Here is a 14710-nt window from a genome sequence, read left to right as displayed (position 1 = left end):
CCGCGGCCTCGGGCCTCGGCCGACGGCGGCGCGGGCCGCCGTCGGCCGAGGCTCAGGTGCGCGGCCAGTACGCGGCAGCGTGCGCGAGCGCCGGCGCCTCGAGCACCGACACGAGCCGCTCGAGCACGCGCGCGGCGGCCGGTCCCGGCCAGTCGGCCGCGAGCACCTCGCGGGGCAGCCCGGGATCGCGGAACGGCAGCCGGCGCCAGTCGTCGATGACGCGCAGGTACTGGGCGAACGCCTCGGCGCCCGACGGCGCCGCTCGCTCGACGTCGTCGGCCACGGCGGCGTACTCGCCCGCGAACACGCGGTAGTCCGCCTCGACCGCGGCCAGGTCCCAGCTCTCGTAGACCAGGGCGGTCAGGTCCTGGGGGCCGTGGTAGTCGCCCGTGAAGATCGTCGCGAACGACTCGAGGCCGAGGTCGGTGATCGCACTCGCCGCGGCCGCCCGCATCCGGGCCGGCGCGATCCACACGGCGGTGCCGATGTTGCCGAAGCCGCGCGCGGCCAGGTGCGACCGGAGCTGGTGGCGCAGCGCGCGCTTGGCCTCGGGCACGCTGAAGTTGACGATGCACCACCCGTCGGCGAGGTCGGGCGGGGTGCGCGGGTGCCAGATGACCTCGTCGCCCGCCGCCAGGGTCGCCGACGCCGCCTCGGTGAGCGCGTAGCCGCGCACGCCGTCGCGCGACTGCGACGCGAGCCAGTCCTTGCGCTTGAGCCGGTGGATCGCCGTGCGCACGCTCGGGTCGTCCAGCCCGCACTGCGCGAGCAGCTCGACGGCGCCCGCGATCGGCGTCCACCCGCCCAGCGGGCGCACGACGGCGCCCAGGAACGTCACGACGCTGCTGCGCGACTTGCGGGTCCGGTAGACCTCGGTCCCGCTGCGCGGCGTCTGGGTCACCGTCATCGCGCGGAGCCGGCACGACCGGGGGCCTCGCCCGCCGCACCGTGCGACCCGTCCGAGCCCGTCAGCGCCGCGCGCCACTCCGGCGGCCAGGGCACGCTCCCGCCGTCGCTGCCGGGGCGGCGCCCGACGCCGACGTGGACGGTCACGTACCGCCCGCGCGCCGCGCGCCGACGGGGCCGGCCATCGAACTCCTCGCCCCACACCTCGAACTCCCAGTCCATCGAGGAGGCACCGATGCGCATGAGCCGGACCGACGTCGTGACGGCCTGCGTGAAGAACAGCGGCGACTCGAAGTCGACCTCGAACCGCACGCGCGGGCTCGACGGGAAGTAGTCCGGCAGGCCGCGCTCGATCATGAGACACGACTCGGCGGACTCGACCAGCCGGGTCACGGTGCTGTTGTGATAGATGCCGGAGGCATCCGTGTCGACCCACTCCACTCGGGCTCGGGAGATACCGACGGCCAGTGGTTGCAGAGTCACGCAGGAACCGTAACACCGGCCTGCCACCGCAGGTGCGGGACGGACTGCGCCCCGTCCAGCAGGAGCTGCAGGCGCGGCGGCACCTTGTCCGTCCGCGACGTCGGCGGCTTGCGGCTGCCCGCCCGCCACGGCACCGGCCAGTCGGCGGCGTCACCCACGTACGCCTGGTCGGCCGCCGCGTGCAGCGTCCAGCTCGGGTCGTGCAGATGCGTGCGGCCCAGCGCGCACAGGTCGGCGCGGCCCGCGAGCAGGATCGAGTTGACGTCGTCGTACGACGAGATGGCGCCGACGGCGATGACGGCGACCCCCGCGGGTGCGGCCACCTCGTGGCGGATCCGGTCGGCGAACGGCGTCTGGTAGGACCGGCCGAACGCCGGTCGCTCGTCCTTGGTGACCTGGCCGGTCGAGACGTCGATGGCGGCCGCCCCGGCCCCGATGAAGGCGCGGGCGATCTCGACGGCGTCGTCGGCCGTGGTCCCGTCGGGGACCCAGTCGGTGGCAGAGATGCGGACCGTCACCGGGATGTGGACGGGCACGGCGGCGCGGACGGCCCGGAACACCTCGACCGGGAAGCGCAGCCGGTTCTCCAGGCTGCCCCCGTACTCGTCGTCGCGCTGGTTGGCCACGGGAGACAGGAACGAGCTGAGCAGGTAGCCGTGCGCGGCATGCACCTCGACGAGGTCGAACCCGGCGTCGACCGCACGGCGCGCCGCCGCGGCGAAGTCGGCGACGACCCGGTCGAGGTCGGCGCGCGTGGCCTCGCGCGGGACGTGGCAGCCCTCGCCGTACGGCAGCGCCGAGGGGCCGATGACCTCCCAGTTGCCGTCGTCGAGCGGCTCGTCGATGCCGTCCCACATGAGCTTGGTCGACCCCTTGCGGCCCGAGTGGCCGAGCTGGACGCCGATCTTCGCCGTCGACCGGTCGTGGACGAACGACGTCACCGACCGCCACGCCGCGCCCTGGGCGTCCGTCCACAGCCCCGGGCACCCGGGCGTGATGCGGCCCTCGGGCGACACGCACGTCATCTCGGTCATCACCAGGCCGGCGCCCCCGAGCGCCTTGGACCCGAGGTGGACGAGGTGGAAGTCGCCGATCAGCCCGTCGGTGGCCGAGTACATGTCCATGGGTGAGAGCACGACCCGGTTCTTGAGCTCGAGCGGGCCGATGCGCACCGGCTGGAACATCGCGGGTGCCGACTCGTCGCCGTCGTGGCGGCGCGCGAACGCCGACTCGATCCGCGTGGCGAACTCGACGTCACGGTCCTTGAGGTTCTCGAAGGTGATGCGGCGGGAGCGCGTGAGCAGGTTGAACACGAACTCCGACGGGTCCTGCCCCGCGTACAGGCCGATGTTCTCGAACCACTCGAGCGAGGCCTGCGCCGCACGCTGCGTCGACTCGACCACGGGCTTGCGCTCGGTCTGGTACGCCTCGAGCGCGCTCTCGAGCGTCGGGTGCTCGTGCAGGCAGGCGGCCAGCGCGAGCGCGTCCTCCATGGCGAGCTTGGTTCCCGAGCCGATCGAGAAGTGCGCGGTGTGCGCGCTGTCGCCCAGCAGCACCACGTTCTCGTGGTACCAGCTCTCGTTGCGCACGGTGTGGAAGTTGATCCACTTGGAGTTGTTGGTGAGGATCGCATGGCCGCGCAGCTCGTCGGCGAAGAGGTCCGCGATGCGCTCGACGGCGTACTGGTCGGAGACGCCGGGCGGGAAGCTGTCGCCCTCGGTCTTGTCGAACCCCGCCCGGCGCCACACGTCCTCGTGCATCTCGACGATGAACGTCGAGCCCTCGGCCGAGTACGGGTAGCCGTGGATCTGCATCGTGCCCCACGGGGTCTGCTTGATGAAGAACTGGAACGCCTCGAACACCAGGTCGGTGCCGAACCAGATGTACTTGTTGGGCCGGCGGTCCAGCGACGGGCGGAAGTGCTCGGCGAGCGCCGTGCGGACGCCCGAGTGCAGGCCGTCGGACGCCAGGACCAGGTCGTAGGAGGACTGGAGCTCGGCCAGGTCGGGCGCCAGGGTGCGGAAGTGGACGGCGATGCCGAGCTCCAGGGCACGCCGCTGGAGGATCTCCAGCAGCTCGTGGCGCGACATCGCGGCGAAGCCCTGCCCGCCGACCGTGAAGGTGTGCTCCCCGAACTGGATGTCGATGTCGCTCCACCGGGCGAAGCGCTCCTCCATGCGCTCGTGGATGACGCGGTCGGCACCGTCGATGCTGCCGAGCGTCTCGTCGGAGAACACGACGCCGAACCCGAAGGTGTCGTCGGGGGCGTTGCGCTCCCAGACCGTGATCTCGTGGGCGGGGTCGAGCGTCTTCATGAGGGTGGCGAAGTACAGGCCTCCGGGGCCGCCACCCACGATCGCGATCTTCATGACACGTCTCCCTTCGCGGGCGCGGCGGCCCGGATCAGACCTTCCTGGACGACGGTCGCCACCAGGACGCCGTCGGCGGTGAAGAAGTGGCCGGTCGCGCTTCCGCGACCGTCGGCCACCGACCACGCCTCCTGGGCGTAGAGCAGCCATCCGTCGAGCGTGACGGGCCGGTGGAACCACATGGCGTGGTCGAGGCTGGCGGTGGCCAGCCCCGCGTCCGCCCACGCCAGCCCGAGCACGCGCAGCGCGGGCTCGAGGATCGTGTAGTCGCAGGCGTAGGCGAGCGCGGCGGTGTCGCGCTGCGCGGCCGTGAGCCCTGCGACGGGCCGCAGCGGGTCGAACGGGGCGACCCAGACCGCCTGGTGCGGCGTGCGTCCGCCGTCGACCGTGAGGTACAGCGGGCCCGGCACGTGCCGCAGGTCGAGGCTGCGGCCCCCCGCCCAGTACTCCCTCGCGTCCGCCGCGAGGGTGCCGCCGTCGCGCCCGGCGAGGTACGCGGCCGACGACGGCAGGCCGGCGGGGGCCGGGACGCCGTCGGGCACGGCGGCCTGGTAGGAGCCCCCCGGCTCGCCGGCGGCGAAGCTCGCCAGGCATGCGTAGACGGGCTTGCCGCGCTGGAAGGCGCGTACCTGCCGGGTCGAGAAGCCGCGTCCGTCGCGCAGCACCTCGACCTCGTAGCGGACCTCGGCGCCGATGTCGACGGGCCGCAGGAAGTAGGAGTGCGCCGAGTGGACGGACTTCCCGTCGGTGACCGTGCGGATGGCGGCGACCAGGGCCTGGGCGACCATGTCGCCGCCGTAGGCCTTGGGCCAGGGGCACGGGCCCGTGGTCGCGGTGAACGCGGCGTCGAAGATCTCGGCGTCGACGGGCGTGAGCGCGAGGACGTCGGTGAGGGTCGCGGACGTGGGCGCGCGGGCGGGTTCAGGGGTGGGCATCCGGTCGTCCTCTCGGGTGGTCACGCCAGGCGAAGGGTGTTGGTGAGGGTCCCGATACCGGGGATCTCGGTCTCGACGACGTCGCCGTCGCGCAGGTACAGGGGCGGCGTCATGCCCATGCCGACGCCGCCGGGCGTCCCGGTGAGCACGATGTCGCCGGGCCGCAGCACCGTGAAGGTCGAGGCGTAGGCGAGCAGTGCGGCGCTGGGGAAGACGAGCGTCCGGGTGCTGCCCCGCTGGCGCTCGACGCCGTTGACGCGGCACAGCACGTCGAGCCCGGCCTGCGGGTCGGCCTCGTCCGGGGTGACGACGACGGGCCCGAGCGGGGTCGTGGCGTCCCAGTTCTTGCCCTGGAACCACTGCGGCGTGCGGCGCTGCCAGTCGCGCACCGAGATGTCGTTGGCGACGGTGTACCCGGCGACGGCCGCGCGGGCCTCGTCCTCGCTCGCGCGCCGCAGCTCGCGCCCGACGACGACGGCGAGCTCGGCCTCCCAGTCGACCTGGAGGCCGGCGGGCAGGCGGATGTCCTGGCCGTCGGCGAGCAGCGTGTCGGCGTGCTTGGCGAACAGGGTGGGGTAGGCGGGCATGTCCCGCCCCGTCTCGGCGATGTGGTCGCCGTAGTTGAGGCCGCAGCAGATGACCTTGCCGGGGCGTGGCAGCGGGAGGGTGGGCGTCGCCTCCGCGAGGACCTCCCCGGGCTGCCAGGCGCCGCCGCGGGCCAGTAGCGCCGAGAGGTCCGGGGCAGGCAGCGCTCGCCAGCCGTCGTCGGTCTCGACGGCGGCGCTGGTGCCGCGCAGGGTGGTGACGGTCGCCAATCGCATATTTCAGTTCTCGCACGAACGTTGCCATGTTGTCAATGCCCGTCTACGCTGCCGACCATGAGCACGGACCTGACCCCCGACCGGTCAACCCGCCCGCCCTGCCCGCCCCGAGCGGCTACTCCCACGGCACGCTGAGCGGCAACACGCTCTACCTCGGCGGCCAGACGGCGCTCGACGCCACCATGCGGATCGTCCCGGGCGGCATCGTCGAGCAGTTCCGGCAAGCGTTCGGCAACCTGCTCACCACGCTGCGCGCCGCCGGGGGGCGCCCCGAGGATCTGGTGTCGGTCACGCTCTACCTGACCGACATCCCCGGATACCAGGCCCACGGGCGCGAGATCGGCGCCGTGTGGCGCGAGCTCGCCGGGCCGGTCTACCCGGCGATGGCCGGCATCGGCACCACAGGGCTGTGGCAGCCCGAAGCCCTCATCGAGATCCTCGGCGTCGCCGTCATCCCCGACGAGCGGCTCGTCACCCCCACCCGCTGAGCGGGAACCCACCAGGAACAGGAGACAACGCCATGACCGAGACCCAGCTCCCCCTCAAGCGCCTGACCGTCCAGCGCAGCGACGAGCTCCCCCAGGCGCCTGGACAGACCAAGAACGCCCGCCGCATCTCGGGCGTCAGCAAGGAGAACACCGAGGTCAAGGACCTCTGGTTCGGCAAGGTGTACACCGGCCCGGGCGAGGTCTCCGACCCGCACCACCACGGCAAGGCCGAGACCGGCGGCTACGTCTTCAAGGGCAACGGGTTCATCCGCTTCGGTGAGCGCTACGAGGAGATCGTCTACCTCGCGGAGGGGGACTTCGTCTACGTCCCGCCCTTCGTGCCGCACATCGAGGGCAACCTGAGCCACACCGAGGAGCTCGTCTGGATGACGACGCGCAACCCCGACAACATCGTCGTCAACCTCACCGACCAGGACGTCGCCGACATCGAGATCGCCTACGTCGACTGACCGCACGGCACCCGCTGGTGGGCGCTCCGCCGCCCTACAGGCTGACGCCCACCAGCACCGGCTCGGGCTCCAGCTCGATCCCGAAGGCGTCGAGGACGCCGTCGCGCACGACGCGCGCGAGCGCGACCACGTCCTCCGCGGAGGCACCGCCACGGTTGGTCACCGCGAGCGTGTGCTTGGTCGACAACGTGGCCGGGCTCGTGGGGCCGGCGACGCCGAAGCCCCTGCCGAAGCCGGCGTGGTCGATGAGCCACGCCGCGCTCGTCTTGACCAGGCTCTCGTCGACGGCACCCAGGCTCGGACCCGTCGTCGTCGCCGGCAGGGCCGAGCGCACCGGGTAGCGGGGTGCCTCGGGCGGCAGGAGGCCCGCCTCGTCCGCGCGCACGACCGGGTTGGTGAAGAACGACCCGGCCGACCAGCGGTCGTGGTCGGCGCCGGGCGCCGACCCGAACCGCCCGTCCTGCAGCATCCCCTTGCCTGCGCGCAGCTCCAGCACCGCCTCACGCAACGCCGCCGACGGCGCCCGCGACCCCACCTCGACGCCGAGGGTCCGCGCGAGCTCCGCGTAGCCGACCGGGGCCGAGAGCGTGCCGAGCCGCATCTGGAACGTCACGTCGAGCACCACGTAGCGCGGCGTCGGGTACCAGGGCGCCTGCGGGTCGTCCGCCGTGGGCGCACCGCGCATCGACCGCTTGAGCACCGACGTGCGGTAGCCGAGCCCCAGCTCCCCCACCGCGAAGGTTCGCACACGCCCACGCAGCCGGTCCCAGGTGCGCACCGTCGACAACGCACCGGCGACCTCCTGCCCGTAGGCGCCGATGTTCTGCACCGGGGCGGCACCCACCGTGCCCGGGATGCCGGACAGCGCCTCGAGGCCCACCCAGCCGTGCTCGACCGACGCGGCCACCACCTCGTCCCAGTCCTGACCGCCGACGGCCGAGACGCTCGCGCCTCCGCACGTGTCCTGCGCGTCGAGAGCGAAGCCCGTGCGCAGGTCGCGCACGACGACGCCGCCGAACCCCTCGTCGGACACCAGCAGGTTGGACCCGCCGCCGACGACGAGCAGCGGCTGCCCGGCGTCGTCGGCGGCCCGGATCGTGTCGATGAGCTCGGCTTCCGTCGTCGCCTCGACGTACGCGTCGGCGGGACCGCCCACCCGCAGTGTCGTCAGCTCGGCCAAGGACGGGGCGGTCGTCGAGATGCTCACGCCTCCACCCTAGGCGCAGAACCCGTCACGCAGGGCGTACGCCTTCGGGGACGTCGCCGCCCTGCGCGAGCGGCCGCGCCGCCCCCGCGAGCGCCAGACCCACGACCACGGGCACGGCGATCACGGCGAGCGCGTGCCGGTAGCCGACATGGTCGGCGAAGAACCCGATGAGGGCCGGGCCGACGAAGAACGCGGCATACCCGATGGTCGAGACGACGGCGACGCGCATCGCGGCCCGCGCCGGCTCGTCGGACGCGGCGGACATCCCCAGCGGGAACCCCAGTGCGGCCGAGGCGCCCCACACGAGGCTGCCGGCCATCGCGAGCCACAGCCACGGCGCGAACGCGAACGTGCCGACGCCGACCAGCGCGGCCACCGCGCTCGCCCGCAGCACCGTGACCCGGCCGAAGCGGTCGATGAGCGAGGTGCCCGCCAGGCGCGTCAACGTCATCGCGGTCAGGAACAGGGCCAGGCCGAACGCTCCCGTGGCCTGCGAGGCGTCGAACCCGTCGACCAGCGACAGGCCCGTCCAGTCGTTGGCGGCGCCCTCGGTCAGCGCGGCGGCGAGCACCACGAGGCCCACGAGCAGCGTGCGTGGCTCGCGCCACGCCGCGAGGGTGTCGCGCAGGCCGTGTGCAGGCGCGGAGCCGGCGGGGTCGGCACCGTCGACGGCGAGCGGCGACGGGTCGGCGTGACCGGTGTGCGGCGTGGGGAGGAAGCCGCGCACACCCACGATCGCCGCCGTCGTCGTGAGTGCGACACCGATGCCGACATGCACCACGAACGACACCCCGGCGTGCGCGACCAGCGCGCCGACGCCAGCGGCCACGACGGTGCCGAGCGAGAACCCGGCGTGGAAGCGCGGCATGATCGCCCGCCCCAGGCGCTGCTCGACGACGGCGCCCTCGAGGTTCATCGCGGCGTCCCACACGCCGATGCCGACTCCCGAGACCGCCAGGCCGACGCGCACGGCGAGCGCGCCGCCCGTCTCGACCCCCACGCACACCAGCGCGTACCCCGCCGCGGCGACCAGGGCGAAGACCAGGACGGCGCGCGCGGCCCCGAGCCGGCTGGTGATCAGCCCCGACAGCGGCAGCGCCGCGACCGACCCGATGGCGCCGGTGAGCAGCAGCAGGCCCATCTGGCTGCCCGAGAAGCCGAGCGCGTCGCGCACGGCGGGCACGCGCGAGGCCCAGGTCGCGAAGGTCGCGCCGCTCGCGGCGAAGACGGCGAAGACCGCCCACGCGGCACGCGTGGCACGGCGGAAGGCGGCGTCGTCCGCGGCACGGGTTGCGGTGTTTTTCACCCTGCGACGGTCCCGGAAGGCGCGTGCCCCGTCAAACCGATCCGAGCGCTGGAGGCCACGGCACCGGTAGGCTCGCGCCACACCCGCGCCCACCCCGCGCGGCGGAACCGGTCCCTACGACCTTCGGGACCGTGCCGCACGCCAGGGCGCAGCGGGTCCGCTGCGCAGGACTCGCACCGCACCGACAGGAGACGCGATGGCACGCAGCGACACGGGACGCCCCACGCTGGCGAAGGTGGCCGAGCGCGCCCGGGTGTCGGTCTCGACGGCGTCGCTGGCGTTCTCGGGCGCCGGGCCGATCACCCCCGAGACGCGTGCTCGCGTCCTGGCCGCCGCCACGGACCTCGGCTACTCGGGCCCCAACCCGCTCGGGCGTCAGCTCCGCTCGGGCCGTTCGGGCATCGTCGGCGTCGTCATCGGCGACAACCCGGGCCGCGCGTTCCGCGACCCGGTGTCGGTGCAGGTGCTCGACGGCCTGATGCAGGTGCTCGGCGAGCGCGGGCTCGGGGTCCTGCTGGTGCCCGGGCTCTCGCACGCGGCGTCCGGCACGGCCGCCGACACCTCGGGCGTCGAGCGCGTCGACCCGCTGGTCGAGTCGGCGGCGATGGACGTCGCGGTGCTCGTGTGGGGCGTGGTGTCGGACGACCCCAATCTGCACGCGCTCCAGCGGCGCGGCGTGCGCGTCGTCATCGGCGAAGGCCGTCAGGTCGAGGGTGCGCCCCTGGTGCGGATCGAGGACCGCGGCGGCGCGGCCGAGGCGGCCCAGCACCTGGTGGACCTGGGGCACACCCGCATCGCCGAGATCGCGCTGCCGTTCGGCCGCGGCGAGCGCTCCGGCCCCGTCGACGCCGCGCGCCTGGCGCTCGCCGACCGCACGCCCACGCTGCACCGGCTCGCGGGCGTGCGCGACGTCGTGGAACCCGTGCTCACGTGGGAGACGCCGGCCTCGCTCGTCGAGCACGGCCGCGACGCCGCCCTGGCGATCCTCGGCCCGCAGGTCCCGGCCGAGCAGCGCCCGACGGCGATCTTCGCGCAGTCCGACCTGCTGGCCGCCGGCGCGGTGATCGCGGCGCGCGAGCTCGGGCTGCGCGTGCCTCAGGACGTCTCCGTGGCGGGGTTCGACGGGCTCGACCTGCCGTGGCTGTCGCCCGACGTCCTCACGAGCGTGCACCAGCCGCTCGGGGAGAAGGGCGCGGCGCTGGGGCGTGCCGTCCTCGGGCTGCTCGCGGGCGACCCGCCCGCGGTGCAGTCGATGCCGGTGCGCCTGGTCCAGGGGACCACGACGGGGCCGGCGCCCCAGCGGGGCTAGCCGGTCAGAGCCGGACGACCGCCTGGGCCTTGCCCAGGACGCGCACGCCCTCGAAGGTCGCGGTCAGGTCGACGCGCGCGGTGCGCGCCTGCACGTCGAGCGCGCCGACCGTGGCCGTCACCTCGACGAGCGCGGCGCCGTCGCGCGGCACGACCACGGGCCGGGTGAAGCGCGTCTGGTAGTCGACGACGGCGCCCGGGTCCCCCGCCCAGTCCTCGACGACGCCGACCGCGGCGCCCATCGTGAGCATGCCGTGGGCGATGACTCCGGGCAGGCCGACGCCCGTGGCGAACGCCTCGTCCCAGTGGATGCGGTTGAAGTCGCCGCTCGCTCCCGCGTAGCGCACCAGGCGCGCGCGGTCGAACGTCAGGGTGCGCGTGGCGACGACGTCGCCCACGGCGAGGTCGTCGAGCACCGGGCGGTTCACGGTCACGCGTCCTCCCCGCGCACGGCGAGCGTCGAGACGACGGTCGCGACCGGCTCGCTCACGCCGCCGGGCGTCAGGGCGGCGATCTCGCACCGCGTGGTGACCGTCGCGATGCCGGCGCGGTGCACGACGCCGTCGACGTGCAGCACGGTCACGAGCTCGTCACCGGCGACGATCGGGCGGTGGTGGGTGAACCGCTCGTCGGCGTGGACCACGCGCGAGAAGTCGATCCGGGCGGCCGGGTCCTCGATGTACTGCGCCTCGGCGCGCTGCGCGACGACGACGGCGAACGTCGCGGGGGCGACCAGGTCCGGATAGCCGAGACCCCGCGCCGCGTCGATGTCGACGTGGGCGGGGTGCTCGGACCCGACGGCTGCCGCGAACTCACGAAGCTTCTCGCGGGCCACGGAGTACGGCGCGGTGGCCGGGTACTCGCGTCCCGCGAAAGCGGTGTCGGGCAGCGTGTCGGTCATGCTCGGTTGTCGCCGCGAAGCGAAGGCGCCTGCGTCAGCGGGTCTCGCGGTGCGAGGTGTGCTTCCCGCAGCGCGGGCAGAACTTCGCGAGCTCCAGACGGTCCGGGTCGTTGCGGCGGTTCTTCTTGGTGATGTAGTTCCGCTCCTTGCAGTCCACGCAGGCAAGCGTGATCTTGGGGCGGACGTCCGCGCTCTTGGCAGCCATGGTGGTTCACCTCTCGCGCCCCCGGTAGGCGCTGCGTGCAAATCGGAGTCGGCAACGACGCCGGCCGTCGTGCCGTCGGGTCCGTGAGGACCCCTGTCTGAAGTGGTAGCGAGGGCGGGGCTCGAACCCGCGACCTCACGATTATGAGTCGTGCGCTCTGACCAGCTGAGCTACCCCGCCACAAACGTGACTTAACGCGAGGCCACCTGCCGAGTTCGGAGGCGGCCCCGCGCCGAGATCACAGAGCCCCGAAAGGGAATCGAACCCTTGACCTTCTCCTTACCATGGAGACGCTCTGCCGACTGAGCTATCGGGGCAGCGGGGAAGACTCTACACGGCATCCGGCAGGCTGCGAAATCGGCTCCATCGCACGCATCGCGCGTGTGACGAGGGCCTCCCTCGCGCCCTCCGGCGTGCCGGCAGGGACCCCCACGACGAAAGGCCCGGCCGATCGGCCGGGCCCCTCGTCCAGGGTGGCAGGTGAGGGATTCGAACCCCCGTAGCATGACGCGGCTGATTTACAGTCAGCTCCCTTTGGCCGCTCGGGCAACCTGCCAGGTGTGGTACCCCACCGAAGCAGGGCGGGAGCAACCATAGCGCCCGTTCGGCCTCGCCGTGAAATCGCGGCGCGCGCGAGGCTACGGTGAGCGTCAGGACGTCAACCCCAACTGTCACGCCAACTGTCACCCCGACCGTCACCCCCCGACCGTCACCCCCGATCCCAAGGAGCATCACCGTGGCCGACTCGTCGTTCGACATCGTCTCCAAGGTCGACCGCCAGGAGGTCGACAACGCCCTCAACCAGGCCGGCAAGGAGATCGCGCAGCGCTACGACTTCAAGAACGTCGGCGCCTCGATCGCCTGGAGCGGCGAGTCGATCCTGATGGTCGCCAACTCGGCCGAGCGCGTGCTGGCGATCCTCGACGTGTTCGAGACCAAGCTCGTCAAGCGCGGCATCTCCCTCAAGGCCCTCGACACGGGCGACAAGGAGCCCAAGCCGTCGGGCAAGGAGTACCGCCTGGCCGCCTCGATCAAGGAGGGTCTCAGCGGCGAGGCCGCGAAGAAGATCACCAAGACCATCCGCGACGAGGGCCCCAAGGGCGTCAAGACGCAGATCACGGGCGACGAGGTGCGCGTCACGAGCAAGTCGCGCGACGACCTGCAGACCGTGATCACGCTGCTCAAGGGCGCAGACCTCGACGTCGCGCTCCAGTTCACCAACTACCGGTGAACCTCCCCCGCCTCGTCGCGACCGACCTCGACGGCACGCTGCTGCGCGGCGACGGCACGATCTCCGCACGCACGCGCCGCGCACTGGGCGCCGCCGAGCGCGCCGGGGTCGAGGTGGTGTTCGTCACCGCGCGCCCGCCGCGCTGGCTCGGCCACCTGGCCGACGTCGTCGGCGGGCACGGGCGCGTGGTGTGCCTCGGCGGTGCCGCCGTGTGGGACCTCGCGTCCGGCGCGGCGCTCGACGTGCGCGGCTTCGGCGACGACGACGCCCGCGCCGTCGTCGCCGACCTGCGCGCCGCGCTGCCGGGCGTCGCGCTCGCGTTCGAGCGCGTCGACGGGCCCGTGTACGACGCCGCGTTCCGCTCGGGCGAGTCCCTCGACCCCGCGTGGGTCACCCCCGCCGTCGAGAGCGCGCTCGGCCGTGGCGCCGCGCCGGTGGGCAAGATCCTCGCGCTGGACACGCCCCGCCAGGCCCCGGCGGAGGCCGACGACGGCCCCGGTGCCGGCAAGCCGTGGAGCACGCCCGCCACGGCGCCCGTGACGGCCACCGCCGCGCAGGAGGCGTTCTTCGCGCGCGTGCGCGACGCCGTCGGCGCACGCGCGCACCTGGCCTACTCGGGTGCCGGCGGGCTCGCCGAGCTGCTCGCCCCCGACGTCACCAAGGACGCCGCGCTCGCGCGGTGGTGCGCGGGGCTGGGCATCGACGCCGCCGACGTCTGGGCGTTCGGCGACATGCCCAACGACCTGCCGATGCTGCGGTGGGCCGGCCGCGGCCACGCGGTGGCCAACGCGCACCCGCAGGTGCTCGCTGCCGCCGACGCCGTCGTCGGCTCCAACGACGACGACGGCGTCGCGGTGGCGCTCGAGGCCGCGATGGACGCGGCCCTCGGGCACCCGCGCACGGACGCGGGCTGAGCGGGCTACCGGCGAGGCCGACGTCGGTCGCGGGTTGCCGCGCGGTCACTCCCCGGGGAACGACACCTCTCGGGGGTACTCCCACCGGCTGAGCTCGTCCTGGTCGAACGACTCCGGCTCACGCCCCCCGTTGGCCAGCAGCGCGTGGTGGTAGAGCTCCGCCAGCTCCTCGACGTAGGCCGCCTTCAGGAAGGCCTCGTCGATGCTCCCGTGGTCGACCGCCACCACTCCGTGCCGGGCCAGCAGCAGCACGTCGGCCTCCAGGACGGCCGGCAGCACGGCGTTGGCGAGGGCCGGCGTGCCCGGACGCTCGTACGGGGCCACCGGGACGCGCGCCTTGGTGAGGCCGAGAGCGGCCGCCTCGAAGACGACGGCGGGCAGGGGACGGCCGAGGACGGAGAACGCCGTCGCGTACGCCGACCGGGTGTGGGCGATCGCGCGGACGTCGGGCCGCGCCTCGTAGATGGCCAGGTGCATGAGGACCTCGGCCGCCGGGCGCAGCCCCCACGGGCTCTCGACGACACGCGCGTCGAGGTCCATCACCACGACGTCCCGCGGGCCCATCTCGTCCTGCTCGATGCCCGCGGGCGTGACCGCGATCATCCCCGTCGTCGCGTCGCGGGCACTGAAGCTCCCGGACCGGTGCTTGCACAGACCCTCGCGCTGCGCACGATGGGCGATGTGGACCACGTCCTTCTTCAGGCTCTCGAGCATGGCTACCTCACTCACGGGGAACGTCGGGCTGGGGTGCGTCATTCATCGGCATTCGCTCGACAAGGCTCGGAAATCATGGGGGCGCGCCACAGGAATGAACCGACCGAACCCCGCGGATGCCTGTCGGCTGTCGTCCTCGCCCGGGGCGGCCTTCGCGCGCGCCATTGGCGACCGCGGCTGCAAGGCCCTGAACTCCTCGCCCTCGCGACGACGGCGAGAATCGGCCGGCCACGGCCACCGTCCCGGTATTCGCGCTCGTCTCGACCGTCTTCTGCCACCGGACCACCCCCGGGCGGCGACCATTCCGGCCGTTCGCCGCAGGAACCCGACCTGACCTGCGACTTTCCGCCCCGGCGAACCAGACCGGCTCGCGCCTCACGCACCCTTCACGCATGGCGGCACTCCATCATGTGGCATTCGGGCCGGGCGCACGGCTCGAACACTGGAGGTCC

Annotated in this window: 16 protein-coding genes and 3 tRNA genes; 5 read left to right on the top strand and 14 right to left on the bottom strand. The window is 73.4% G+C overall.

The genetic code is table 11. The features are described 5' to 3' along the window. Positions 1–52: 52 nt before the first annotated feature. The 5 genes from ET495_RS15640 to ET495_RS15620 are packed head-to-tail and all read right to left on the bottom strand — an operon-like array spanning position 53 to position 5514. Complete coding sequence (locus ET495_RS15640; RefSeq protein ID WP_129205555.1) at positions 53–907, bottom strand: PaaX family transcriptional regulator; 855 nt, start codon at positions 905–907, stop codon at positions 53–55. Then, entirely contained in the window at positions 904–1389 is a 486-nt protein-coding gene (locus ET495_RS15635) for an acyl-CoA thioesterase (RefSeq protein ID WP_129205554.1), read from the bottom strand. Before ET495_RS15635 ends, ET495_RS15640 begins: the two co-directional genes overlap by 4 nt. Continuing rightward, a complete protein-coding gene (locus ET495_RS15630; RefSeq protein ID WP_129205553.1) occupies positions 1386–3758 on the bottom strand; it encodes a bifunctional salicylyl-CoA 5-hydroxylase/oxidoreductase in 2373 nt (790 codons plus the stop codon). The genes ET495_RS15635 and ET495_RS15630 overlap by 4 nt, the downstream gene beginning before the upstream one ends. Beyond that, entirely contained in the window at positions 3755–4693 is a 939-nt protein-coding gene (locus tag ET495_RS15625; protein WP_129205552.1) for an acyl-CoA thioesterase, read from the bottom strand. The genes ET495_RS15630 and ET495_RS15625 overlap by 4 nt, the downstream gene beginning before the upstream one ends. A gap of 20 nt (positions 4694–4713) precedes the next feature. Beyond that, entirely contained in the window at positions 4714–5514 is an 801-nt protein-coding gene (locus ET495_RS15620) for a fumarylacetoacetate hydrolase family protein (protein WP_129205551.1), read from the bottom strand. A gap of 35 nt (positions 5515–5549) precedes the next feature. On the opposite strand from ET495_RS15620, the gene ET495_RS15615 reads away from it, so the two are divergent. Both ET495_RS15615 and ET495_RS15610 read left to right on the top strand, forming a co-directional pair. Then, positions 5550–6002 (top strand): RidA family protein, encoded by a 453-nt coding sequence (locus ET495_RS15615; RefSeq protein WP_129205550.1) that lies wholly within the window; start codon positions 5550–5552, stop codon positions 6000–6002. 32 nt (positions 6003–6034) lie between these two features. Continuing rightward, positions 6035–6472: a cupin domain-containing protein gene (locus ET495_RS15610; RefSeq protein WP_129205549.1), complete on the top strand. Its 438-nt coding sequence runs from the start codon at positions 6035–6037 to the stop codon at positions 6470–6472. Between the two features lie 34 nt (positions 6473–6506). Here the strand turns inward: ET495_RS15610 and ET495_RS15605 are convergent, their stop codons facing one another. Together ET495_RS15605 and ET495_RS15600 are read right to left on the bottom strand one after the other, a co-directional pair. Further along, positions 6507–7679, bottom strand: coding sequence for a UDP-N-acetylmuramate dehydrogenase (locus tag ET495_RS15605; RefSeq protein ID WP_129205548.1), 1173 nt, complete (start codon positions 7677–7679; stop codon positions 6507–6509). Between the two features lie 25 nt (positions 7680–7704). Further along, a complete protein-coding gene (locus ET495_RS15600) occupies positions 7705–8985 on the bottom strand; it encodes an MFS transporter (RefSeq protein ID WP_129205547.1) in 1281 nt (426 codons plus the stop codon). Between the two features lie 196 nt (positions 8986–9181). Between ET495_RS15600 and ET495_RS15595 the strand changes: the two genes are divergently transcribed. Then, positions 9182–10294 (top strand): LacI family DNA-binding transcriptional regulator, encoded by a 1113-nt coding sequence (locus tag ET495_RS15595; protein WP_129205546.1) that lies wholly within the window; start codon positions 9182–9184, stop codon positions 10292–10294. A 4-nt stretch (positions 10295–10298) separates the two neighbouring features. On the opposite strand, the gene ET495_RS15590 is transcribed toward ET495_RS15595, so the two are convergent. From ET495_RS15590 to ET495_RS15565, 6 genes are all read right to left on the bottom strand, one after another. Continuing rightward, positions 10299–10727, bottom strand: coding sequence for a MaoC/PaaZ C-terminal domain-containing protein (locus ET495_RS15590; protein WP_425471154.1), 429 nt, complete (start codon positions 10725–10727; stop codon positions 10299–10301). After that, entirely contained in the window at positions 10724–11194 is a 471-nt protein-coding gene (locus tag ET495_RS15585) for an FAS1-like dehydratase domain-containing protein (protein WP_129205545.1), read from the bottom strand. Before ET495_RS15585 ends, ET495_RS15590 begins: the two co-directional genes overlap by 4 nt. Positions 11195–11228: 34 nt before the next feature. Beyond that, complete coding sequence (gene rpmG, locus ET495_RS15580; protein ID WP_079572326.1) at positions 11229–11399, bottom strand: 50S ribosomal protein L33; 171 nt, start codon at positions 11397–11399, stop codon at positions 11229–11231. 103 nt (positions 11400–11502) lie between these two features. Continuing rightward, positions 11503–11579 (bottom strand) — tRNA-Met (locus ET495_RS15575). Positions 11580–11643: 64 nt separating this feature from the next. Beyond that, a tRNA-Thr gene (locus ET495_RS15570) sits at positions 11644–11716 on the bottom strand. 157 nt (positions 11717–11873) lie between these two features. Next, positions 11874–11955: transfer RNA gene (locus ET495_RS15565), tRNA-Tyr, on the bottom strand. Between the two features lie 180 nt (positions 11956–12135). On the opposite strand from ET495_RS15565, the gene ET495_RS15560 reads away from it, so the two are divergent. Further along, positions 12136–12630 (top strand): YajQ family cyclic di-GMP-binding protein, encoded by a 495-nt coding sequence (locus tag ET495_RS15560; RefSeq protein ID WP_129205544.1) that lies wholly within the window; start codon positions 12136–12138, stop codon positions 12628–12630. Next, positions 12627–13544 (top strand): HAD family hydrolase, encoded by a 918-nt coding sequence (locus ET495_RS15555; protein ID WP_129205543.1) that lies wholly within the window; start codon positions 12627–12629, stop codon positions 13542–13544. Before ET495_RS15560 ends, ET495_RS15555 begins: the two co-directional genes overlap by 4 nt. 45 nt (positions 13545–13589) lie before the next feature. On the opposite strand, the gene ET495_RS15550 is transcribed toward ET495_RS15555, so the two are convergent. Next, positions 13590–14258: a class II aldolase/adducin family protein gene (locus ET495_RS15550; RefSeq protein WP_129205542.1), complete on the bottom strand. Its 669-nt coding sequence runs from the start codon at positions 14256–14258 to the stop codon at positions 13590–13592. Positions 14259–14710: the final 452 nt, after the last annotated feature.

Source organism: Xylanimonas allomyrinae (genome assembly GCF_004135345.1).
Lineage (GTDB): Bacteria > Actinomycetota > Actinomycetes > Actinomycetales > Cellulomonadaceae > Xylanimonas > Xylanimonas allomyrinae.
This window is presented reverse-complemented; position numbering and strand designations above follow the sequence as displayed.

Coding starts and splice junctions, on each gene's coding strand:
- ET495_RS15640 (WP_129205555.1), bottom strand. CDS start 907: ATGACGGTGACCCAGACGCCGCGCAGCGGGACCGAGGTCTACCGGACC.
- ET495_RS15630 (WP_129205553.1), bottom strand. CDS start 3,758: ATGAAGATCGCGATCGTGGGTGGCGGCCCCGGAGGCCTGTACTTCGCC.
- ET495_RS15625 (WP_129205552.1), bottom strand. CDS start 4,693: ATGCCCACCCCTGAACCCGCCCGCGCGCCCACGTCCGCGACCCTCACC.
- ET495_RS15620 (WP_129205551.1), bottom strand. CDS start 5,514: ATGCGATTGGCGACCGTCACCACCCTGCGCGGCACCAGCGCCGCCGTC.
- ET495_RS15615 (WP_129205550.1), top strand. CDS start 5,550: ATGCCCGTCTACGCTGCCGACCATGAGCACGGACCTGACCCCCGACCG.
- ET495_RS15610 (WP_129205549.1), top strand. CDS start 6,035: ATGACCGAGACCCAGCTCCCCCTCAAGCGCCTGACCGTCCAGCGCAGC.
- ET495_RS15595 (WP_129205546.1), top strand. CDS start 9,182: ATGGCACGCAGCGACACGGGACGCCCCACGCTGGCGAAGGTGGCCGAG.
- ET495_RS15585 (WP_129205545.1), bottom strand. CDS start 11,194: ATGACCGACACGCTGCCCGACACCGCTTTCGCGGGACGCGAGTACCCG.
- rpmG (WP_079572326.1), bottom strand. CDS start 11,399: ATGGCTGCCAAGAGCGCGGACGTCCGCCCCAAGATCACGCTTGCCTGC.
- ET495_RS15550 (WP_129205542.1), bottom strand. CDS start 14,258: ATGCTCGAGAGCCTGAAGAAGGACGTGGTCCACATCGCCCATCGTGCG.